General features: G+C 66.1%; 17 protein-coding genes and 2 pseudogenes. 10 read left to right on the top strand and 9 right to left on the bottom strand.

What is annotated here, in order from left to right:
* The first annotated feature begins 58 nt into the window (after positions 1-58).
* Positions 59-694, top strand: coding sequence for a peroxiredoxin-like family protein (locus AC3A6Y_RS24225; protein WP_487870791.1), 636 nt, complete (start codon positions 59-61; stop codon positions 692-694).
* On the opposite strand, the gene AC3A6Y_RS24220 is transcribed toward AC3A6Y_RS24225, so the two are convergent.
* The 5 genes from AC3A6Y_RS24220 to AC3A6Y_RS24200 all read right to left on the bottom strand — a co-directional run bounded on the left by AC3A6Y_RS24220 (position 674) and on the right by AC3A6Y_RS24200 (position 5,475).
* Positions 674-1,723, bottom strand: coding sequence for a relaxase/mobilization nuclease domain-containing protein (locus AC3A6Y_RS24220; RefSeq protein WP_487870790.1), 1,050 nt, complete (start codon positions 1,721-1,723; stop codon positions 674-676). The genes AC3A6Y_RS24225 and AC3A6Y_RS24220 overlap by 21 nt on opposite strands.
* 55 nt (positions 1,724-1,778) lie before the next feature.
* Entirely contained in the window at positions 1,779-2,438 is a 660-nt protein-coding gene (locus tag AC3A6Y_RS24215) for a hypothetical protein (protein WP_487870789.1), read from the bottom strand.
* Positions 2,439-2,838: 400 nt separating this feature from the next.
* Positions 2,839-3,093, bottom strand: a complete 255-nt coding sequence (locus AC3A6Y_RS24210; RefSeq protein WP_487870788.1) for a hypothetical protein — start codon at positions 3,091-3,093, stop codon at positions 2,839-2,841.
* Positions 3,090-3,353 (bottom strand): hypothetical protein, encoded by a 264-nt coding sequence (locus AC3A6Y_RS24205; protein WP_487870787.1) that lies wholly within the window; start codon positions 3,351-3,353, stop codon positions 3,090-3,092. Before AC3A6Y_RS24205 ends, AC3A6Y_RS24210 begins: the two co-directional genes overlap by 4 nt.
* Positions 3,354-3,456: 103 nt before the next feature.
* Positions 3,457-5,475, bottom strand: coding sequence for a ParB/RepB/Spo0J family partition protein (locus AC3A6Y_RS24200; protein WP_487870786.1), 2,019 nt, complete (start codon positions 5,473-5,475; stop codon positions 3,457-3,459).
* A 612-nt stretch (positions 5,476-6,087) separates the two neighbouring features.
* On the opposite strand from AC3A6Y_RS24200, the gene AC3A6Y_RS24195 reads away from it, so the two are divergent.
* On the top strand, positions 6,088-7,821 hold the full coding sequence (locus tag AC3A6Y_RS24195) for a PDDEXK nuclease domain-containing protein (RefSeq protein ID WP_487870785.1): 1,734 nt from the start codon (positions 6,088-6,090) through the stop codon (positions 7,819-7,821).
* Positions 7,822-8,048: 227 nt separating this feature from the next.
* Here AC3A6Y_RS24195 and AC3A6Y_RS24190 read toward each other — a convergent pair whose 3' ends face one another.
* Positions 8,049-8,933 (bottom strand): H-NS histone family protein, encoded by an 885-nt coding sequence (locus tag AC3A6Y_RS24190; protein ID WP_487870784.1) that lies wholly within the window; start codon positions 8,931-8,933, stop codon positions 8,049-8,051.
* Positions 8,934-9,050: 117 nt separating this feature from the next.
* Positions 9,051-10,130, bottom strand: coding sequence for an ArdC family protein (locus AC3A6Y_RS24185; protein ID WP_487870783.1), 1,080 nt, complete (start codon positions 10,128-10,130; stop codon positions 9,051-9,053).
* 653 nt (positions 10,131-10,783) lie between these two features.
* On the opposite strand from AC3A6Y_RS24185, the pseudogene AC3A6Y_RS24180 reads away from it, so the two are divergent.
* Positions 10,784-10,965, top strand: a pseudogene (locus AC3A6Y_RS24180) (IS110 family transposase); the annotation flags it as partial.
* Positions 10,966-11,000: 35 nt separating this feature from the next.
* Here the strand turns inward: AC3A6Y_RS24180 and AC3A6Y_RS24175 are convergent.
* A pseudogene (locus tag AC3A6Y_RS24175) lies at positions 11,001-11,126 on the bottom strand (hypothetical protein); the annotation flags it as partial.
* 256 nt (positions 11,127-11,382) lie between these two features.
* On the opposite strand from AC3A6Y_RS24175, the gene AC3A6Y_RS24170 reads away from it, so the two are divergent.
* Both AC3A6Y_RS24170 and AC3A6Y_RS24165 read left to right on the top strand, forming a co-directional pair.
* Positions 11,383-13,350 carry a tetratricopeptide repeat protein gene (locus tag AC3A6Y_RS24170; protein ID WP_487870782.1) on the top strand — a complete coding sequence of 656 codons (1,968 nt, stop codon included), beginning with the start codon at positions 11,383-11,385 and terminating at the stop codon, positions 13,348-13,350.
* Between the two features lie 188 nt (positions 13,351-13,538).
* On the top strand, positions 13,539-14,393 hold the full coding sequence (locus AC3A6Y_RS24165; RefSeq protein WP_487870781.1) for a dienelactone hydrolase family protein: 855 nt from the start codon (positions 13,539-13,541) through the stop codon (positions 14,391-14,393).
* Between the two features lie 128 nt (positions 14,394-14,521).
* Here AC3A6Y_RS24165 and AC3A6Y_RS24160 read toward each other — a convergent pair whose 3' ends face one another.
* A complete protein-coding gene (locus AC3A6Y_RS24160; protein WP_487870780.1) occupies positions 14,522-15,256 on the bottom strand; it encodes a GntR family transcriptional regulator in 735 nt (244 codons plus the stop codon).
* Between the two features lie 257 nt (positions 15,257-15,513).
* Here AC3A6Y_RS24160 and AC3A6Y_RS24155 point away from each other — a divergent pair, with 257 nt between their 5' ends.
* The 5 genes from AC3A6Y_RS24155 to AC3A6Y_RS24135 all read left to right on the top strand — a co-directional run bounded on the left by AC3A6Y_RS24155 (position 15,514) and on the right by AC3A6Y_RS24135 (position 21,121).
* Positions 15,514-16,836 (top strand): Rieske 2Fe-2S domain-containing protein, encoded by a 1,323-nt coding sequence (locus tag AC3A6Y_RS24155; RefSeq protein WP_487870779.1) that lies wholly within the window; start codon positions 15,514-15,516, stop codon positions 16,834-16,836.
* A gap of 10 nt (positions 16,837-16,846) precedes the next feature.
* A complete protein-coding gene (locus AC3A6Y_RS24150) occupies positions 16,847-18,286 on the top strand; it encodes a glutamine synthetase family protein (RefSeq protein WP_487870778.1) in 1,440 nt (479 codons plus the stop codon).
* An 8-nt stretch (positions 18,287-18,294) separates the two neighbouring features.
* Positions 18,295-18,618 carry a 2Fe-2S iron-sulfur cluster-binding protein gene (locus AC3A6Y_RS24145; protein WP_487870777.1) on the top strand — a complete coding sequence of 108 codons (324 nt, stop codon included), beginning with the start codon at positions 18,295-18,297 and terminating at the stop codon, positions 18,616-18,618.
* Positions 18,618-19,874 (top strand): NAD(P)/FAD-dependent oxidoreductase, encoded by a 1,257-nt coding sequence (locus AC3A6Y_RS24140; protein WP_487870776.1) that lies wholly within the window; start codon positions 18,618-18,620, stop codon positions 19,872-19,874. Before AC3A6Y_RS24145 ends, AC3A6Y_RS24140 begins: the two co-directional genes overlap by 1 nt.
* A 62-nt stretch (positions 19,875-19,936) precedes the next feature.
* Positions 19,937-21,121 (top strand): ABC transporter substrate-binding protein, encoded by a 1,185-nt coding sequence (locus AC3A6Y_RS24135; RefSeq protein WP_487870775.1) that lies wholly within the window; start codon positions 19,937-19,939, stop codon positions 21,119-21,121.
* Positions 21,122-21,133 lie beyond the last annotated feature (12 nt).

The following is a 21,133-nucleotide window of genomic DNA, read 5'->3' as shown; positions in this document are numbered from 1 at the left end:
CTGAGGCTCGGATTTGCAACTCGTTCAAGGAAGATTCATGAGGCTATCAATAGGCGATATGGCACCCGCAACGACCCTGCAAACCATACGCGGGGAGCATCTGACTGTGCCGGATGCCTCTGCGCGGTTTGTTCATCTGCAGTTCCGTCGTTTCGCAGGCTGTCCCGTATGCAACTTTCATCTTTTGAGTCTCGCAAGAAGGCGCAAGGACATCGAGGCGGCAGGTATTCGCGAAGTCATCCTCTTCCATTCGTCGCAAAGAGAGATGCTCAAGTATCAGGCGCAGCTCCCCTTTGACTGCGTCGCCGATCCAACCAAGCAACACTACCGCCGGTTCGGCGTGCAAACCTCGGGACTTGCGGTGCTACACCCACGCGTCTTCTGGAGCGGTGTGCGTTGGATTCTGACTACCGGCCGCTTCTACAACAAGGCCGAGAATGGAATTCTCGGCCTACCTGCAGATTTCCTTGTCGACTCGCGGGGTCATGTCGTGGCGGCCAAGTACGGCCTTCATGCGGACGACCACTGGGATGCTGATGAACTGTTGAGCCTCGCGTCTAGGGTGTGTCGAGGCGACGATGCCGACGCCACCGATGTCCAGCAACACCTCAGGGTTCGCGTTCCGTCATTTCCGGGCACCCGGGCCGGCCGAAAACCGGTCTTAAAAAGAACTTCACCGAGCTCTGGTCAGTGACGGATCCTGGCTGGCTCCGGGGCGCTCCAGCGCTTGGTTCCTGCCCTGCTCTCTCCAGCGCTCAGCCATTCGCTGCGCATCGGTCTGCACGGCAGGCATGCGCGCGACGAAGCGATCGACCTGGGCGGCCAGAAACCTTTCACCCTGTCTTCGAAGCGCCTCTGCCGCCGCCCGCCAGTCCGTCTCTACATCCTGCCGGGTGCTCTGCATCGTCTCCTTACCCGCATCCAAGGCACCCCGGCCCGACCGGAGCACCTGGAGGACACTATCCAGCTTGGCGCGGATGAAGGTGGAGGTCTTCGGCGGCTGACGCTTGGCCCGCTCGCTGGGGGGCAGTTGCCCGAATGTCCGTAGCGCGCGGAGCCGATGATGGATCGCATCGCGGTGCGGACGCCGGATTTGGCCACGTACCTGCCGAGGCGTCGCATTGGCGGCCACGCCCTGTTCGCGCATCAGCGCGGCGAACTGCTCGCGCCATTGCCGCAGCGTGTCCTTGCGAATATACAGTCGCTTGCCAGGCTCGAACTCGTGCTCGCACTTGACCACCAGGTGCACGTGCGGGTGCGGCTGGTCGGTGTGCAGCACCATGGCGTAACGGTAATGAAGCGCAAAGTTCTCGCGCGCGAACATGCGTCCCGCAGCCAGCACCTTCTCCGGTGGCGTGCCCGCCGGCATCGACAGGACAATGTTGTGGACGAGCTTCGCACGGGCGTCCTTCTGACCCTCGGCCAGCCTGGGCTTGTACTGGCTTCTGCAGAGGTCCAGCTGCCAGTCGGCCGCGATCTCCTTGGCGGCACCCCGGCCCTGCAGCGTCAGCCCCTCGTCGGTCTCCATCGGCAGCTTGCCATGCCGGCCGATGTAGCGCAGGTGCGCATCGACTCCGCCAACGTCCCGCCCGCCGCCTGAGACCTTCACCATCACCTCCGGCGTGCGGCTCACCGTGCGCTGGATCTGCGCGATCTGCTCGGCGCCAAAGCGCAGCGTGCCATTCGGCCCTCGCCGGCCGTAGCTCACGATGTCCAGCGCCATGTCGCGCGCGCCGCCAGCCGGCCCTCGACGGCTTCGCCCAAGCCGCACCATCTGCTTAGGCATGGCCCGTCTCGCTGCTGGCCTCCCAGCTCATCAGGTTCCGGCGCACGACGCCGGCGGTGGCCTCGCGTGCCGCCTCGATCTCCTGCCGGGCCAGCGCGATCACATCGCGCAGGTCTGATGCCAAAGGCTCCGACAAGGTGTTCGGCATGCCAAGCATTCGAAGCTGCCGCCCGAGCGCAGCCAGCTGCGCGCCAGTCGCCTTGACCAGATTCAGTTCGTGCGGCGGCAGTACCGCCGAGCCACGAACATGATTGTGGATCAGCATGGACAGGTAGCTGCCGGTCTTCATTCCACGGGCACCGGCCCGCTCTGCCGCCAGCGCTCGATCGCCGTTGCGAAGCCGCAGCGTGATGCGATCCTCTGCAACACCGTCAACAGTCGAATCATGCTCGACCCGTTGCTCGCCCGATTCGCACGCGATCGGGCTGTTGGCTTGCAGCACTTCGTCGACCAGTTTGGCGAGCAGACCCGACTCGCTGAGCTCATGGCGCGCGGCCAAGGCGGCAAACCGCGCCTTCGCTTCCGACGGCAGCCGTAGCGAGATCACAGCGGATCGAGGGGCGTTGGGCATCTCAAGCACCAAGGCTGTAAACAATGTCTGACGGCAGTCTATCCTGCCCTCAACACCGCACAAGGCCTTGGGCGTCGGCATGCCGACGCCCTCAGTCTGCACTCGATCCGAACGCGACCAGTGATCAAGCTTTGCACGCACTGCCCTTCGCACCGCGGGATCGATCACCAAGCAAGCCAGGCAGACGTCTTCAGTCCCTCTTGGCTCGCGACAGCGCCCACCATCTCCGAGGACGAGCCTCGAACGACCCGCTGTCTGCCGTGAAAAACCTGCACTACCTTCGGCGGACAGGGTGTCGGCATGCCGACACCCTCAATCTGCACTCGATCCGAACGACACCAGTCAGGGAACGACGCACTGCTCTTCATCGCGGGATCCAGCGCGCCTGGGCCAAGGAAGGAGGCCCGCCATCACCGATGACGGGGCCTGGGTGATTGCACTGCCTGCCCGGCATGGACAGGGTGTCGGCATGCCGACACTTTCAGTCCTGCCATTGCTGCGCCAGCCGCCGCGCCTGCTGCACGGCGTGCTCCGCATCGCGCAGGAATTCGGCGATCAGGCCGAGCTTCGGATCATCGCCATGACGCTCCTGCGTGTGCTCCACGCCCAGCACGGCCAATTGCAGTGCCTCCTCGCACTCGCAGGTGCGGCGGTACAGGCATCGGCCCTCGAACCGGGACAGCGGCTCGGGCCGATCGGTGGGTGGCACGTCAGCGCCGTCGGCTGTGCGGTTCATGGCGATCGGCCCCGGGTGGGATGGCGGCCGGATGACGTGGACGCGGCCTGCTCGGCTTCGCCCAACGGCACCGGCGTGAGGTCGCGCGTGCTGCCGATGCCGTCGAGCGCGGGCTGGAACCGGGCCGCAAAGGCGCCGTGGCTCGGTACCGTGGCGCGCTCGGGCGCTGTGGCCCAGACGGCGACGCCGAGGACGGTCAACGCTGCCACACTGCAGGTGACGACCAGGATGGCGACTCGCGGGCTCATGTGTGCGTTCATGTGTGCCTCCATGGGATCGAGATGGTCGAAGAGAGGGGCTGACGGGAAGGAGGGTTGGCGCGCCCCGTGCGTCACATCAGGCGTCGGCGGCGCGCCGTGCCTGCTATGCGGCGTCGTCGGGTGTGAGCGGCTGCGCGCCCAGGGACCGCAGGGCAACGGGCAACCAGCGTGAGCCTTCCAGCTTGCTGGCGCAGTGCGCCACGGCATCGGCCTTCTTCATCCCGGCCATGGCCTGCGTGGCATCGATACCGGTGGCTTCCTTGACGGCGTCCACTGCCTTGGCCTTGCTCACGTGGCGCAGGTAGTTCGCGGCGCTCGGCGACCACCAGTCGGCCATGTCGACGCCCAAGGCTTCGACCAGGGCATCGCTGTGGTTGTAGGAGCGCGGCCGGGCAGTGACGGCATTGACGCTTCGCGCCGTGCAGTAGGCGAGCAGTTCGAGCAAGGTGTCTTGCGGCTGCGCCAGCAACCACCGGAACAAGGCGTCGGGGCTGCCCGGCAGACGGTCCCCCCACACGGTCTCTGCGCCGCCGAGCACGGTCGCTGCCGGGCTCTGCGAGTACTCGCTCGCCTCCTGCGCCAATGCGCTGTCACCCGTCACCCGAACCGCCACCTTCACGATGTCGTCGCCTGGACCGTAGAGGCCGAACACGGTCTCGGCCATGCGGTGCACCAGCGTCACCAGCGCGATGTGCGGGTTCTGCACCAGGGCGGCCTGGATCGCCGCCGTCCGGTGCGAAGTCAGGTCGCGCATGAGCTTCTCGCTGAACTCCGGACGCGCTGCCCTCCTCTGGTCGCGCGACGCCGATTCCTCGTCGACTGCGTTGGCGTCCGTGCCCGCCTTGTGATCGCGGGCGCGCACCAGACCCTGCTCGACCACGACCTCGCCGCGACTGTCGAGACGCACCAGGGCGCCGGCGCGGGCCAGCTGCTCCGGCCGCCACTGCAGCAGGTTCGCGCGCGCAGCGGCGAGCCTTTCCTCCGCGGTGTCCAGCGCCTCACAAAGCTGCTGTTCGATCAGCTCGAAATCGTCCGCGTCGGGGTCGCCCTCCTCCTGGTGCTGGTCGTACGCATCGGCACGCGTGCGCTGCTCGGCTTCGAGTCGCTCGATCGCCTCGGCTTCTTCCGGCGTCGGCTCGTGCTCGCCCTCTCGTTCGCGCCCGTGGCCGCGCCATGCGGATGTCTCGGAATCGAGCGAGCACTCCACCCAGGCCCAACCTTCTTCCCTGACCATCGCCGCGTGGCTGCGCAGCTTGTCCATCGCCAGCGTCTGCAGCAGGTCCGCACTGTCCAGGTAGATGCCGCTGAGGTCGTCCATCGAGGTGAACAGGTCACGCCGTACGGTGCCGCCTGCGGCTTCATAGGCGGCGAGTCCGACGAAACGCGCCAGCCGGCTGTCGGCGCTGCAAGCCTCGGAAGTCATTGCATGGCGGATGCGCCAGGCGCTGCGATCGAACGGGCCCAGGCCGTCCCACACCGCCTCTTGCGTCGCGTGGCTCTCGATCAGCGCCAGCGCCTGCAACTGGTCAGGCTCGATCTCATCCGCGCGGTACATGTCGAGGAAGCGGGGCGACAGGCGCGCGAGCTTGAGACGCCGCTCGACCGTCAAGGGCGAGACGCCGAAGCGGCTTGCCACCTGCGCCACGGTCAGGTTTTCGTGGTCGATCAAGCGCTTGAACGCCTCCATCTGATCGGCGGGATGCATGCCTTCACGGCCCGAGTTTTCGGCGAGCGAGACCTGCAGTGCCTGGCTTTGCGCGTACAGCTTGCACTCCACCGGGTGCGAAGCCGACCAGCGCCCGCTTTGCGCCAGCACCTGCATGGCGCGCAGGCGTCGCCCGCCCGCCACGACCGCGAATCGCTCATCGGGTTGCGCCACCACGCACAGGCGCTGCAGCAGTCCCTGCGCGTCGATCAACGCGGCAAGTTCGACGAGTCCTTCCTCGTGATGCACCTTGCGCACGTTTGCTTCGCTGATGAAGAGCCGGTCCAGCGGCACCAATACGTCGCGCCCTCCCGGTTCGACGAGCACGGGCGTCTCGCTCGTCCCGGCCGCAGACGTGTTCCCTGTCTGGTGGGCACGCGATGAGGCAACCTTCCTTGACTTGGCAATGACCGTCATTTCAGTTTCCTTTGCAGTTGAAGTTGAAGACATGCCGGGTTCCTAGATTCAGAGCCCTTTGTGGGAGGGTTCCGGTTCGCATCGGCCTCCTACCCGGAGCTGGCCGCCGTTTTCCTGAGTTCTTCGCCCGGTGAACGACAGCGACCGCGATGGCGGGGGAGCAAGGGGGAAGCATTCGTAACGCGCAAGCGTTATGAACACCCCCTTGCAGGCGAGAGCCGGTCCCCCGGCAGCGGCGCAGAGTCACCGGATACAAGGCGAAGGACTCAGGACCACGGCGGCACAGGAGGTCCACGCGAACCGCAATCGCCGCGCGGCGAGCGCCTCTACCTGCCGCAGGCAGGCCTGTTCAAGGGAGGTCCAAGGGGCGCAGCCCCTGCGCCAGGGATGCGCAAGGCGGCTGCAGGCCGTCCCGGCAGGGGATGAGCGCGAAGGCGCGAACCTGGAGCAGCCCGGCACCGGCGAAGCCGGTGGGCGCCCGAGGCGACGTCGAAGAGACGTTCCGGATCACCCGGCAACCTGTCGGACACCCCCTGCGCCTGCGCGCGCACTTGCGCGGCCCGCGTCTCGTCATACGCCAAGGCAGCACGCCGGATCTCGCTGGCATTGCGGATGAACCGCACGTTCAACGCAGGGTCGAGCCTCGGCTCCTGCTCCCTGGCAAAGCAGATCGACATCCTGCAGAAACAGGCCGACAAGCTGCGGACAAGGGAAGTCGATGGTGTGGTCTCTCGCATCAAGGTCGCAATTGCGCACTGCGGATGGACCGCCACCCAATGGGGCTTCGGCACCGCGGCTGCAGGAAAGAGAAAGGGCGCCTCGGCGATGAAGCTGGGTTCGACCTCCGGCGCCGCCAGCTACGCGGACGGACAGGGTCGCACCTGGAGCGGGCGCGGTCCGCGACCCGCCTGGTTGCGCGAGGCGCTGGCCAATGGCAAGTCCCTGCAAGATTTCGCCTCGGGCGCAGCGCCCGCGCCGACCCGGAGCGGGGCCACGACCAGGTCGAAGGGAAAGGCCGAGTGCGAGACCCAGATTCGCTACCGTGACCAGGCCGGCAACACGTGGAGCGGCATGGGCCCGCAACCGGTGGGCTCAAGGAAGCTGTCGCGGCCGGAACCTCGCTGGAGCAAGTGGCGGCCTGATAGAAGCCGTTGCACTCGGCACCGGATCGGCGCACCGCAGACCACGAGGCACCACATTTCCCGGGTGTCTACCACCGCCCCCATCCTGTTCGACTCCGCTCGCTTCGTCGAGGATCTGAAACGCCGCATCGACGGTGCACGGCTGTCGGCCGCGCGCGCTGTCAACCGCGAGCTGGTGGCGCTGTACTGGGACATCGGGCAAGCCATCCGTGAACAGCAGGCGCGCCGGGGATGGGGTGACGCGGTGGTCGATCGGCTGGCGCGCGATCTCAAGGCGTCCTTTCCCGGCACCACTGGCTTTTCAGCGGCGAGCCGCTGGCGCATGCGTCAGTTTCACGAGACCTACGCCGCGCCGGAGTTTCTCGCACAGCTTGTGCGAGAAAGGGAGCGCGATGTCAAGCGCACCCGAGGTCCCCAGGCGCTGACAGTCGTCGACCATCGTCAACTCGCACAGGCTGTGCGAGAAATGGTGGAGGCGGTGCCCTGGGGCCACCATGTCAACCTGCTGTCCAAGCTCGACGATGCTGGGCAGCGGCTCTTCTACCTCAAGGCCACCGCGCGCTTCGGCTGGAGCCGCAACGTGCTGCTCAACCAGCTCAAGGCGCGGGCCTACGAGCGGTCGTTGGCCGAAGGCAAGGTGCACAACTTCGCGCTGGCACTGCCCGAGCATTTTGCCGAGCAGGCCGAGGAGGCGCTCAAGAACAGCTACAACCTGGGATTCCTTGGCATCCGGCGCGAGATCAAGGAGCGCGAGCTGGAGGATCACCTGATCGACAAGCTGCGCGACTTTATTCTCGAGCTGGGCTATGGCTTCTGCTTCGTCGGGCGCCAGTACCGGCTCACGCTCGGGCGCAAGGAGTACTTCATCGACCTGCTCTTCTATCACCGCTTTCTCAAGGCGCTGGTGGCGATCGAACTGAAGATCGGGCCCTTCGAGCCGGAGTTCGCCGGCAAGATGGACTTCTATCTCAACCTCCTCAACGAGAAGGAGCGCGCGCCGGACGATGCGCCATCCATCGGGATCATCCTGTGCGCCGAGAAGGACAACCTGGAAGTGGAGTTCGCACTGAAGAGCAAGTCAAACCCGATTGGTGTGGCCGAGTACCACCTCCAGGGCAAGCTGCCGGCCGAGATGAAGGGAAAGCTGCCCTCCGCGCGCCAGCTTCAGGAAGTCGTGCGGACCATTTACCCCCGATTGGGTTGAGCCGCAAACGCGAGGGCAAGCACCAGATCCGCTTGGATGGCCTGAGGATTCGGGTCCTGGATCGTGGAATATTCGCCGCATCATGGCGGAGAGATCGCACCATCTCCGGCTTGTGCATTCAAGTAGGCAGTCGCAGCAACTGCGGACACCTGCCTCGCCCGCAGGAGAACCGACCGCCAGGGCCGCCAGGCATGCCGCCACCCGTGACGGCTGTGCTGCCGCGAGAACTACGCAGCCGCCGTCGCGGTGAGCGCTTCAGGCGCCGAAGGCGCCTGGCTCTGCGTCACGGCCGTCTTGCGCGCAGCAGGTTTCGGGTTCGCCTTCTTGCGGCTGGGCACGGCCTTGCGCGCCGCCGCCTTCTTGGCGGTCACGGCGGGCTCCGACCCTGCCACCGGCGTCTTCGGGCTGGTGGTTTTCTCAGCTGCCTTCGAGGCCCGCCCTGTCTTGGTCGCACGAGCCTTCGTGGCCGGCGACTGGGTCACCGGCGGCTTGATCGCTGGTGTGGATTCCGCAGCGACAGTCGATCCGGCACGCGCCTTCGCCGCCGACTTCTTGCGCGGGGCCTTCACCGCAGGCGTTGCCGCGTCCGAGGGCGCCGCCACGTCGGCGACTGGCGAGGACTTCACGGCTGTCGAGGTCTTCGTTGACTTGACCTTCGCCGACCCGGCGCTCGACTTGATCCGCTTGGAGACGGTCGACTTCGCCGGCACGTTCGTCGCCGGCGACGCGGCGACAGGTGCTGCCGGTGCTGCAGCACCGGCCATAAAACTCTCCAGCGTCCGACCGGCCGCCAGGGCCTCGCGCAGCCACGCGGGCCTGGGCCCGCGCCCGCTCCACTGGTGGCCCTGTCCGTCGCTGAACTTCGCGCCCTGGGATGCAGCGCGGCGCTTGCCCTTCGTCGCCCCCTTCGTCACCTTCTTCGCCTTCGACTCCGGCCGCGAAGCAGCGGCGGCGGTCGAGGCGAATTTGAGGTCGCCGGCCGTGAGGCCGTACGTCGAGATCATGGCATTGATCTTCGCGATGGCGCCTTTGGCTTCGACGGCGAGTTGCTTTTGGGCGGAGGCCTGGAGGGCGGCAATCTCGCGTGCCAGTTGGGCGTAGGTCTTGGTCATGGACAACTTGAAAATGGAAAAGGCTGGAGTCTAATTAGTTTTGCGCAGAGCAATGGGTCTGGGCCGCGATGAATTGCATCTAACCGAACGTGGGGCAACGGTCCCAAATTCATTCCTTCATTCTTCCGATGGGAGGAGCGGCACCGAATCGAGCGACGGCATCTCTCTGGCCAGGATGAATTCGAAGGCTGCGCCCGCATGCCGTGCGGCGGTGAAGATCGCCGTGCGATCGTTCTTGAGCACCTGCAGCCAGCTGTCGAGGTACGCCGCGTGGCCCTCGATGGTGGCATCGACCAGGCCACAGTGCCCCATCACGAATGCCGAGCCGAGTTCGGCCACCAGTTCCTCGAACGCATACGCGGCATCTGCGAAGCGTCGGCCGAATTGCCGGTTCAAGCGGCTCGCATGGCCCGTCCAGTGAACGGCCTCGTGAAGTGCCGTCGCGCAATAGGCTTGCGCGCTGGTGAAGCGCCGGGGCCAGGGCAAGCGGATCTCGTCGAGCTCGGGCAGGTACATCGCGCGTTCGAAGCCATGCCGGATCAGCGCATTGCAGCCGCCCAGCAGGCGCAAGGCGCCTTCCACCGGGCCGCCCGCCGGCTTGACCGGCTCGACGCACAGCTCGACGACCTCGCACGGCAAGCCGTCGATCTGCGCGACGTTGAAGACCCAGAACGGCCTGCACAGCAGGACACCGTCGCGCGTCACCTCGTCCGCCCTGCCCTCCTCCTCGGCCTGCGGGACGTCCGGCGCACGACCGGCATCTTCACCCCCGCGGGCCTTGCGCTGGAAGTGCACGCACATCACCGCACGTTCGCCCTTGCGCACCTGCGCGCCCATGCTCGCCGCCTGCTTGTAGGTCAGCCAGACGTTGGACGCATAGCCGTGCTCGAAGGCCGCATCCCACAGCAGCAGCACATTGGCGCCGTGGTAGGGCTCGCCGGTCTTGCCGTTGCGCGGCATGCCGCGCGAGGCCGCCTGCGTCCAGCGCGCCCGGAACACGTTCCCGCCCTTCTCGAGCATGGCCACGATACGGTCGGTGACGACCTGGCGTACGTCCCTGCGTGCGCCGCTGCGCCCCGTCGGGTTCCTGTCTTCATCGGCACCTGCTTTGGGTGAGTCCTCGGGGGGTGCGGGGGGAACGCCCGCGGTTGTCGGGGTGTCCGCATCGCGCTGACCGGTGAATGAAATGGCAGGCATGGCTGGGCCTTTCTGCGGCGTGTGCCGCGGTGGTTGAAGATCTGCTTTCGGAGCCGCCTCGACGCATGAAGAGCGAGCGCAAGGGGGCCGATGTCCGGGGACCGCCCGCAGGCCGCAGCCGAACGCAGAGAGGACCGGGTGAGGACGGTGGCGAAGCCCTGGCCCTGGACAGCGGACCGGGCGAGCTAGGCGTCGGACAAGAGGCGGCACCAAATGCGGATCCACCGCGGCATGCGCCGCCTGCACGGCCCACGCTTCTCGCAAACGACCGGCAGCGCGCCATCGAGGGCGGCAGCCCACGGCGCAGGGCTTTGCACCGCAAAGGCAAGATGGCTTCAGGTCGAGAGAGTTGCCGCGCCTTGGCGCGGGTGATCACGCTCGGCGCGCGAAGTGCGCCACGAAGGACAGCGGCAGAAGCCGCCGGCCGGGGCCGGCGACGCGGCACTCAGGCCTGGATGCGACCCGCCGTTCGCGCCTCGCGTGATTGCCGAGGCTTGATGAGGGGTTGAATGACTCAACCGGGGCACCTGCGGCGGCCTGGCAGGGGCCTTGAGATAGAAAAATCAAACCTGAGCCAATCCACTTATCTCAGACCGCGGTATGTTCAAACGAGCGCAGCCGGCTCTGCACCCGAGTTCGTCATGTCCCTATCGTCGTCTGGCAAGCGTGGCAAGAATGACGGCGCCGACGCTGCGGCGAACTGCAGCGGTCCAACGTCCGAACATGCGCTTCGTGCCGATCAAGAGTCTTGAGCAGCAATCGCAACTGAGCGTGCATCGCGTTCGCCAGGGATTCGTCGAGCAGCGCACAGCAATCATCAATCGGATCCGCGTGCGGCCGGCGATGGTTGTAGTCCTCGCGCCAGTTGTCGGTGACGCTGCGCAGGTGGCTCAAGCTGGCAAACCAGTGCTGCGACAGATTGATGAACTGAACGCCGTCTTGTTTGGCTACTTCTCCGCCGATGAAGACGAACCAGGGCCGAATCCGCCAGGTCATTGGAAGCAGGCGCGCCAGTTCACAGCTATTTGCGGCCAAGTCCGAAACTGGCACGCTACGCCTACTCCTTACAAACCCCATCAGAAGCTCTTGTGGGGACACCAACTCCAAGCCTACCAGCCTTCCCCATGGAAGGCGATCGCTGGCGCTGTGGAGTGTGTTCAGTCTCTAAGGGGGGAATGCGCTGTTCAAACGAGCGGTTAGCGCTGAGAATGGGGCCATTCTTCCATGAGAGGGTCGCCCGCGGCAGGCGGAAATGACAAAGCTCGTCCGACACCGGCTCCTTGCCATCTTGGCAGCGGACGCGGCGAGTTACTCTCGGCTGATGGCGGAAGACGACGTCGGAACGTTGCAGGCCTTGGAATCTGCCCGCGGGTCGTTTCGCTGTCATGTCGAGGCCGAGGACGGGCGCATTGTCGATACGTCAGGTGATTCGGTCCTGGCCGTTTTCGACACTTCCGCAGGCGCTGTGCGGGCGGCGATCCGGATTCAATCGGAACTGGTGAGCCGGGCCGAACAGCTTCCTCATGACAGGCGCCTTCTTTTCCGGATTGGCATCCATCTTGGAGACATCGTTGAAAAGATGGATGGCACGGTCTATGGTGATGGCGTCAACATCGCTGCGCGCCTACAGGCGCTGTCCGAGCCCGGTGGTGTGCTGGTATCGCACGCCATCGAAGAGACTGCGGCGTATCGGACGCATGCAGAATTCGAGGATCTTGGCGAGCACGCGGTCAAGAACATCGTCAAACCTATCAGGGCGTTTCGCGTCCTGGTCCGCGAGGCGAGCCAGCCAGCATCTTTGGCAGCGAACCCGCAGAGGGCCGCGACTTCTGCGGCGCTTTCTTCGGACAAGGCTCGGTCCGAACTCGAGAGCGCGCCATCCGAGCCCCCCTCTCGAGCACGATGGCGCCTTTCGCTGGTAGGCAGCGCGTTCGTCGCCGTTGCCCTGGCGGCAGGCGCGGCCGCTTTATGGTGGCAGCCGGATGTTCCGTCAGTGAACATCGACGAGGAAGTTGTCGCTCGGCGTGCGGTGGCCGTGCTGGCATTTGGTGACAGGCGCGTGAATGGGAATGTGGCCTCGCTCGGTGACGACCTCGCCGATGCAATCGGAAGCCAGTTGCATCGCAATGGCATGCGTGTCATCCATCGCAGCGCTGTGGGGCAGCAGAATCCGGCCGCCCCGGAGTTCGAGCGCATCGGCGCCGAGCAGCACGTAAAGTTCGTGCTCAATGGCCGAATCACCCAGGCTGGCGATGCCGCGCGCGTAGCCACCAACTTGACCGAGATCGCGACCGGCGCTGTCTATCGCCTGTTCCAAGCAGATTTCAAGGCAGAGGACGAATCGGCGCGTGGACGCTATGCACAGCAGGTGACGTCTTTTCTCAAAGCGCGCTATGTTGAGATCGAAACAACGCGAGCCAGGCTTCCGGGCCGCGAAAAGGACCCGGTGGACGCCATCGTGCTCGCCTGGCGCGATGTGGATCGGGGCGGTGCGGACGATCTCCGCAGCGCGCTCAGTCGCTTTGAGTTTGCCGCACGCAGCGATCCGAACTCGCTTGATGCACTGAGCGGCCTCGGGGCAATCCATCTCATGGAGTTCTACTATTTCTACAGCGCCGCGCCGCTAGAAAAGTTGGACATGGCCGAGCAGGTGCTCAAGCGCGGACTCGACTTGGGTCCGGACCATCCGCAGATACTTGCGGCCTGGGCGGAAATGCTCATGCTGCGCCAAAAGCCGGAAGAATCGTTCTGGATGTGGAAGCGAGCGCTTGAGACCAATCCAGATGACCAGACGGCCCATTTGCGATTTGCCAGCGCGCTGGTTCGGCAGGGCCGGTACGCCGAGGCCGGCCAGCACCTCGAGCAGGTTTTCGAGCTTCGCCCCATTCTCGCAAGGCAGCACCAATGGCTCAATCAAACCCGGGCCGATCTCGCCTTCGCGCAGCAGCGCGATGCCGAGGCTTACGAGATATTGCGCAACTGGACTGCGGAATCACCGAACAATGGCAGGCCCTACCTGATGCTGGCAGCGATCGACGCGCTCCATGGACGCGCGGCCTCCGCCAAGGCGAACATGGCGCGTCATCGGCAGATGCTGCCGCTCAGCAACATGGCCTATGTCGAGTTGAACTACCCGTCGAGCGATCCCGGCTTCCTGGCGCAGCGCGCACGATTGATCGACGGCCTGCGCAAGGCGGGGCTTCCAGAGGGCAAGCGATGAATACAACACGCTCGTATTGCACACGCCTGGCACTTCGGGCGTTTGCCATTTCCTTGCTTTGTCCTCTCTTTCATGCAACGGAGGGCTGGGCTCAGGCACTCAACAACCAGGGTGCGCCTTCGCACTCCCATGCGAATCCGTGGGGTCCCGCAGCGACCGCCCTCGCCTTGCCGCAGGGGGGCACACCGATGACGTTCAAGTCGAACGTGGAAGGTGGTGGCAACCTGCTGATTCCGAGCGTCCTTTACAAGCCTGCAGGTGCAACTAGAGGCGCTGTCGTGATCGTCAACGGGAGCTATGGCTGGAGCAATAACCGCGAGGGCCACTATGCCCGCTCCATGAGCTCAGCCGGCTTCGCGGTGCTGGTCATCGACACCTATGCCCCACGCGGCGTGACGAACACGGGGACCGACACCTCGGCGGTTTCGATGTTCGATCAATTGGGCGATGCCTACGCGGCAAGAAGAGCTCTGATCGAAGCGGGATACAGGCCGGACCGAATTGCCATCATGGGTGCCGGGAGAGGTGGCGCAATTGCACTCATGGCTGCAGACCGCGCCTTCGGCCCCCCGGAGGGCGACAGAAGCTTCGCGCTCGCCATGGCAGTAACGCCATCCTGTCTGCTGCGTCCACGCGCACCCAAGCCGCTGGCTGTCGTGTTCGTTGGACTTGCCGAAAAGGACAGCCTCAACGGCGTGCAGGCTTGCCAGGAGATAGTCGCCGAGTTTGCCGCCGCCGGCGGCAAGGTGGCCAGCAAGGTCTATCCAGGCACTGCAAGCGGCTTCGACGGAGAGCCAATCATCACTCGCATGGTGCGTGATCCTCGGGTAGAAAATCTCCAGACCTGCAAAGTTGTCGTCGAGCCCGACGGGCGCTCGACCTTTGAAGGCAAGAGCTTCGCCAAGGCGGAGTTCTCGGCATTGGTCGCGCAGATGAGAAGGTCATGCGTTGTGCGAGGAGCCTTTGGCTATACCAATCTGACGCAGAAGGCCAATGTCACTCTCGATCTGATCGATTTCTTGGATGCGAACTTCGCCCAGTGAAGGTGGTCGGTCGTCGCCAATAGGGCCAAGCGAGTCCCCAAAAGCGCAGCAGCTCAACGGTCAGCTCGCCTGGAGCAGTCCCTTCTTCATCTGCGCTTGAGCGGCGGTGCTGGCGCCGCCTGTGCGGCCTACCCGCGGCGGTTAACCGCCACCAGCCGCATGCCCGGCATTACTTCGGCAGCCAGCTCCGGCCGCTCTAAGGCGTACTCCAAATTCATGCGAGCAATCTCCACGTGCTCCTCGCCCAGCGCCTGGGCGCGCGAACCCTGGCCACGCTCGATCGCCTGCACCAGCGCATGGTGTTGGCGGTGCGCCTGCTGCATCCATTGCTGGCCCTCCTTCATCGACGACTGCATCGGCAGCATCGCGCTGGGCGAGGCGAAGGGCTGTCCGACGAGTGTTTCCATGATCCGCCTGAGCGTCGAATTGCCGCACCCTTCGATGATCAGGCGGTGGAAGTTGTCGTTCATCTCGACATAGGCCGCGTAGTCGTCCAACTCCATCTGCGGCTTGTTGACGGCTTTGTCACCGTCGTCGAGACATTCGTGCAGGTCGCGCAGCAATTGGCGCTGCGCGCCCTCCTCCGCCAGCAACCGGGCCGCGAAGCCTTCGATCACGCCGCGCACACGGATTGCATCGGCGATTTCCTGCGAGGTGAAGCGCCGCATCTGGTAGCCGCCGGCCGGCGAAGGCTCGATCAGACCTTCGTGCTCCAGACTGCCGAGCGCCAGGCGGACGGGCGTACGGGAGGCGTTCAACTTGTCCGCCAGCGGGATCTCCGCCAGACGCTCCCCAGGGACGAATTCGCCTTTGAGGATCATGTCTCGCAGCTGAACCAGTACGCGGGATTGTTGGGAGTCCATGGGTGTTGCATGCAATTGATTCCGCTCAATTGTACGGAGATGGTGCATTGCTGCACCTCATGAATGCATCAAGCGGCTCTCTGCATACATACGGTCTCACATCTTCAGCCAACCGACGGCGTCAGCCCGGCAAGATGTAGGTGTAAACCCTTTATTTTTGGCATTTTTTGTCGACAACATATTGCCTCGGCAGGCGGTTCAATCCAATAATGCATCCCATTGCATGCAACACCATACAGTCACCTGAGGACTTCCCCATGATCAGTGTCGAGAAGAATGACCACATGACCCGCGTCGGGCTGGACAAGCCGGCCGGCAAGCTGCTGCGGCGCTACTGGCAGCCCGTGGCCCTGGCGGAAGAGCTGAGTGGCCCGCGCCCGTTGAAGCCCGTGAAGCTCATGGACCAGGACTTCGTGCTGTTCCGCGATCCGCAGGGGAACCTCGGCATGCTGGATCGCGACTGCCCTCACCGCGGCGCCGACCTCGCCTTCGGCCGGTTGGAAAGCGGCGGACTGCGCTGCGCCTTCCACGGCTGGCTGTTCGACGCCAGCGGCAAGTGCCTGGAAACCCCGGCCGAGCCGGCCGGCAGCAAGCTGTGCACACGCATCCAGCAGTCGGCGTATCCGGTCGTCGAGAAGAGCGGCGTGGTGTTCGCGTACATCGGCGAGGGCGAGCCGCCGGCCTTCCCCGACTTCGACTGCTTCGTTGCACCGGACAGCCACACTTTCGCCTTCAAGGGCCTGTGGGAATGCAACTGGTTGCAGGCACTGGAAGTGGGCATCGACCCCGCGCACGCCTCCTTCCTGCATCGCTTCTTCGAGGACGAGGACACCTCCGAGAGCTACGGCAAGCAGTTCCGCGGCGCATCGGCGGATTCGCGGATGGCCATCACCCAGGTGCTGCGCGAGTACGACTGTCCCGAGATCCGCATCGCACAGGCGCCCTACGGCATGCAGCTCACCACGCTGCGCAAGCTGTCGGAAGAGCAAACCCACGTGCGCGTGACCAACGTCGTCTTCCCGCAGGCCTTCGTCATCCCGATGAGCAGCGAGATGACGATTTCCCAATGGCATGTGCCAGTGGACGACACGCACTGCTACTGGTACGCAATCTTCACCAGCTTCACTGGCCCGGTCGACAAGCAGCAGATGCGCGACCAGCGTCTCGGCACCATCGAGCTGCCCGCATACACCTCGCGCAAGAACAAGGGCAACAACTACGGCTACAACGCGGAAGAACAGCAGACCCAGACCTACACCGGCATGGGCATGGACATCAACGTGCACGACCAGTGGGCCTGCGAGTCGATGGGCCCGATCCAGAACCGCACGCGCGAGCACCTTGGCACCACCGACAAGGGCATCGTCGCCTACCGCCGCATGCTGCTGGAGGCGATCGACAGCACGCTGGCCGGCGAGGCGGCGCCCATGCTGCCCGATGCCGCGCAGGCCAGTGCACTGACCGGCCCGCCCTCCATCGACGGGGTGACCGCGAATGCCCAGGTCGACGATTACTGCCACAACGCGGACCTCGCCCGGCGGCGCGGCTCCGACTGGGCCTGCGCACGCCTGGCCGCCTGAGCACGCCGCCATGGAAAGCTTTGTCGAACGTTTCGGCCTATGGTCGGCCGAACAGCGCGCGCAGGCCGACGAGGTCACGGCCCGTCTGCAGGCCGGCGAGGTCGACGTGGTCCGCTTCGCCTGGCCCGATCAGCACGGCCTGCTGCGCGGCAAGACCCTGGTGGCCTCCGCCGCGAAGGGCGCGCTGCGCGAGGGCGTGAACTTGACCTCCACCCTCCTGGCCAAGGACACCTCGCACCGCACGGTGTTCCCCGTGTTCTCGGCCGGCGGCGGCTTCGACAGCCCCGGCATGCAGGGCGGCGCAGACTTCACGGTCGTCGCCGACCCGGCGACCTTCCGCGTGCTGCCGTGGGCGCCGCGCACGGGCTGGATCCTCTGCGACGCCTACACCGCAGACGGCAGCCCCTGCCCCTTCGGCACGCGCCAGATCCTGCAGCGTGCCCTCGCCGGGCTCGATGCGCTGGGCCTTGAATTCGTGGCCGGCCTCGAGGTCGAGTTCCACGTCTTCAAGCTCGACGATCCCAGCCTCGACCTCGCCCATGCCGGCCAGCCCGGCGAGCCGCCGCGCGTGTCGCTGCTCACCCAGGGCCACCAGTACTTGACCGAGCTGCGCTACGACCGCGTGGAATCGCTCATGGAGCTGCTGCGCGCGAACCTGGCGGCGCTGGGCCTGCCCCTGCACTCGCTGGAGATCGAGTTCGGCCCCAGCCAGTTCGAGCTGGTGTTCGGCCCCACCGTGGGCCTGGTGCCGGCCGACACGATGGTCCTGCTGCGCAGCGCCATCAAGCAGATCTGCCAGCGCCACGGCTACCACGCCACCTTCATGTGCCGGCCGCGCATTCCGAACGTGATGTCCAGCGGCTGGCACCTTCACCAGTCGCTGCGGCGCCGATCCGACGGGCGCAACGCCTTCATGCCCGAGCGGGAAGGCCAGGCCCTGAGCGACATCGGCCTGCATTACCTGGCGGGCCTCAAGGCGCATGCCCGTGGCGCTGCCGCGCTGGCGAGCCCCACCATCAACGGCTACCGCCGCTACCGCCCCTTCTCGCTCGCACCCGACCGCGCCTCGTGGGCGCGCGACAACCGCGGTGCCATGCTGCGCGTGCTCGGCGGCCCCGGTCAGAGCGCGACCCGCATCGAGAACCGCGTGGGCGAGCCGACGGCCAATCCCTACCTGTACCTGGCCTCGCAGATCTTCTCCGGCCTGGACGGCCTGCGCCGGCAGCTCGACCCCGGCCCCTCGGCCGACGCGCCCTACGAGACCGAGGCCGACCCGCTTCCGCGCACGCTGAACGACGCGCTGGCGGCCCTGCGTGCCGACACCGTGCTGGCCGAGCAGCTCGGCCCGCGCTTCGTCGACTACTACTGCCACATCAAGGAAGCGGAGATCGCCCGCTTCAACCTCGAAGTCAGCGAGTGGGAACACCGCGAGTACTTCGACATGTTCTGAGGCGCCGCATGCCCATCATCCACTACATCCTGCAGGACGGCAGCACGCGCAGCATCGACGCCAAGGCCGGCGCCAGCGTGATGGAGACCGCCATCCACCACAACGTGCGGGGCATCGATGCCGAATGCGGGGGCAGCTGCTCCTGCGCCACCTGCCACGTCTACGTCGCGGACGCCGACATGAGCCGCCTGCCGCCGCCCGACGAGATGGAGAACGAACTGCTCGACGGCGTCGCCTCGGAGCGCCTGCCCGGCAGCCGCCTGAGCTGCCAGATCGCGGTCGCGCCCGAGCTCGACGGCCTGACGGTTCGCATCCCCGAAAGCCAGGTCTGATGAGCACCGCCGCGCCCCTGGTCATTGTCGGCGCGTCCTATGCCGGCACGCAGCTCGCGGCCAGCGCGCGCGAGCTGGGCTTCGACGCGCCGATCGTGCTGCTGGGCGAGGAGCGCCACGCGCCCTACCAGCGTCCGCCGCTCTCCAAGGGCCTGCTGACGGGCAAGACCTCGGTCGACGCGCTGGCGCTGCGGGGCCCGGGTTTCTTTGCCGACAACGCCATCGATCTCCAGACGGGCCGGCGCGCCACGGCAGTGGACACCGCTGCACGCACGCTGACGCTGGATGACGGCGCCACGCTGCGCTACGGCTGGCTGGCACTGGCCACCGGCGCGCGCTGCCGGGCTCTGCCGGTGCCTGGAGCCGACCTGGCGGGCGTCCACAACCTGCGCACCCTCGACGACGCGCTCGCCATTTCCGACGCGCTCGGCCGCGCCACGCGGGCCTGCGTGATCGGCGGCGGCTTCATCGGGCTGGAGGTCGCGTCGGCACTGGCCGCCCGTGGTGCCGCCGTGACGGTTGTCGAAAGCCAGCCGCGCCTGCTCGCGCGCAGTTTTCCTCCGCCGATGTCCGACTACCTCGCCGATGCGCACCGCCAGCGCGGCGTGGCGCTGATGCTCGGCCGCGGCGTGCGTGCGCTCATCGGCGAAGCGGGCCGCGTGCAGCACGTCGAGCTGGACGACGGCAGCCGCATCGGCTGCGACATGGTCGTGCTGGGCATCGGCGTGACACCCAACACCGAACTGGCGCAGCAGGCGCGCATCGCCTGCGACAACGGCATCCTCACCGATGCGCTGGGCCGCACCAGCGAGGGCGACGTCATCGCCATCGGCGACGTGGCCAACACGGTGCTGCCGGCCGTGCCCGGCGGCCCCGCGCGCATGCGGCTCGAATCCATCCAGGCCGCCAACGACGGGGCCCGCGCCGCCGCCAGCGCGCTGGCCGGCAAGCCCCAGCCCTTCGACGGTGTGCCGTGGTTCTGGAGCGACCAGCACGATCTGAAGCTGCAGATGGCCGGGCTGCCGCAGCCTGGCGACGAGGCCGTGCTGCGCGGCGACATGCAGTCAGCCCGCTTCAGCCTGTTCTACCTGCGCGGCGGCGCGCTGGTCGCCGCGCATTCGGTGAACCGGCCCGCCGAGCACATGCACAGCCGCAAGCTGATCGCGGCGCGTGCGCGCATCGAGCCACGGCTGCTGCAGGACCCGTCCGTCGATCTCAAGTCCATCCAGCAAGAGACAGAAGTCCGAGCCGACTGAAGTCGGCCCCGCTTGCTGCCCAGGCCCCCATGCCGGTTCGCCGGCCAACCCAGGAGTTCCCCATGAAGACGTCCACGAGAGTTTTTCTGAGCGCCACCGTGCTGGCCTGCGCCGGTGCCATCGCCCCGGCCCACGCGCAGGACGCCCTGCGCATCGGCCTGATCGCCACCTACTCCGGCCCCTACGCCGACTACGGCCGCCAGTTCGATGCCGGCATCGCGCTTTACCTGAAGGAGCACGGCGGCAAGATCGCCGGGCGCCCGGTCGAGATCGTGAAGAAGGACACCGCCGGCCCCGCGCCCGATGCCGCCAAGCGCATCGCGCAGGAGCTGGTAGTGCGCGACAAGGTGAACGTGCTGACCGGCCTCGACTTCAGCCCCAACGCCTACGCCGTCGGCGCCATCGCCACCCAGGCCAAGGTGCCCACGATCGTGATGAACGCGGCATCCTCGGCCATCACCACCAGCTCGCCCTACATCGCGCGCCTGTCGTTCACGGTCCAGCAGGTCACCGACCCGATGGCGCGGTACATGCTCAAGCAGGGCGTGAAGGAGGCCTACACCGTGGTGGCCGACTACGCCTCGGGCCAGGATGCCGAGACCGCTTTCAAGAAGGCATTCACCGCCGGCGGCGGCAAGGTGGTCGGCGAGGTCCGCACGCCGATGAACAACCCCGACTTCTCGGCCTACGTGCAGCGCATCAAGGACAGCAAGCCGCAGGCGGTGTTCTTCTTCTTTCCGTCGGGCGTCATGCCGCCGGCCTTCCTCAAGGTGTGGAAGGAGCGCGGCATGGAAGAGGCCGGCATCAAGCTGTACGCCACCGGCGAAGCCACCGACGACAGCTTCCTCGAAGCGACCGGCGACGTCGCGCTGGGCCTGGTCACGAGCCACCACTACTCCTATGCGCATCCGAGCGCAAAGAACCAGAAGTTCGTGAAGGACTTCGAGGCCCAGTTCGGCACCACCATGCGTCCCAACTACTTCGCCGTGACTGCCTACGACGCCATGGCCGCGATCGATCTGGCCCTGGGCAAGACCCGGGGCGACGCCACCGGCGACAAGCTCATGGCAGCGCTCAAGGGCCTGGCCTTCGAGAGCCCGCGCGGCCCGGTCGAGATCGACTCCGCCACGCGCGACATCGTCCAGACGGTCTACATCCGCAAGACGCAGAAGGCCGGCGGCAAGCTGGTCAATGCGGAGTTCGACAAGTTCGATCGCGTCAAGGACCCGGCCAAGGAAGGCAGCTGAGGCGCCGCAGCG

The organism is Variovorax sp. Soil_C_17 (assembly GCF_057657265.1).
Note: the sequence above shows the minus strand (reverse complement) of the source record. Positions and strands in the feature narration are given on the sequence as shown.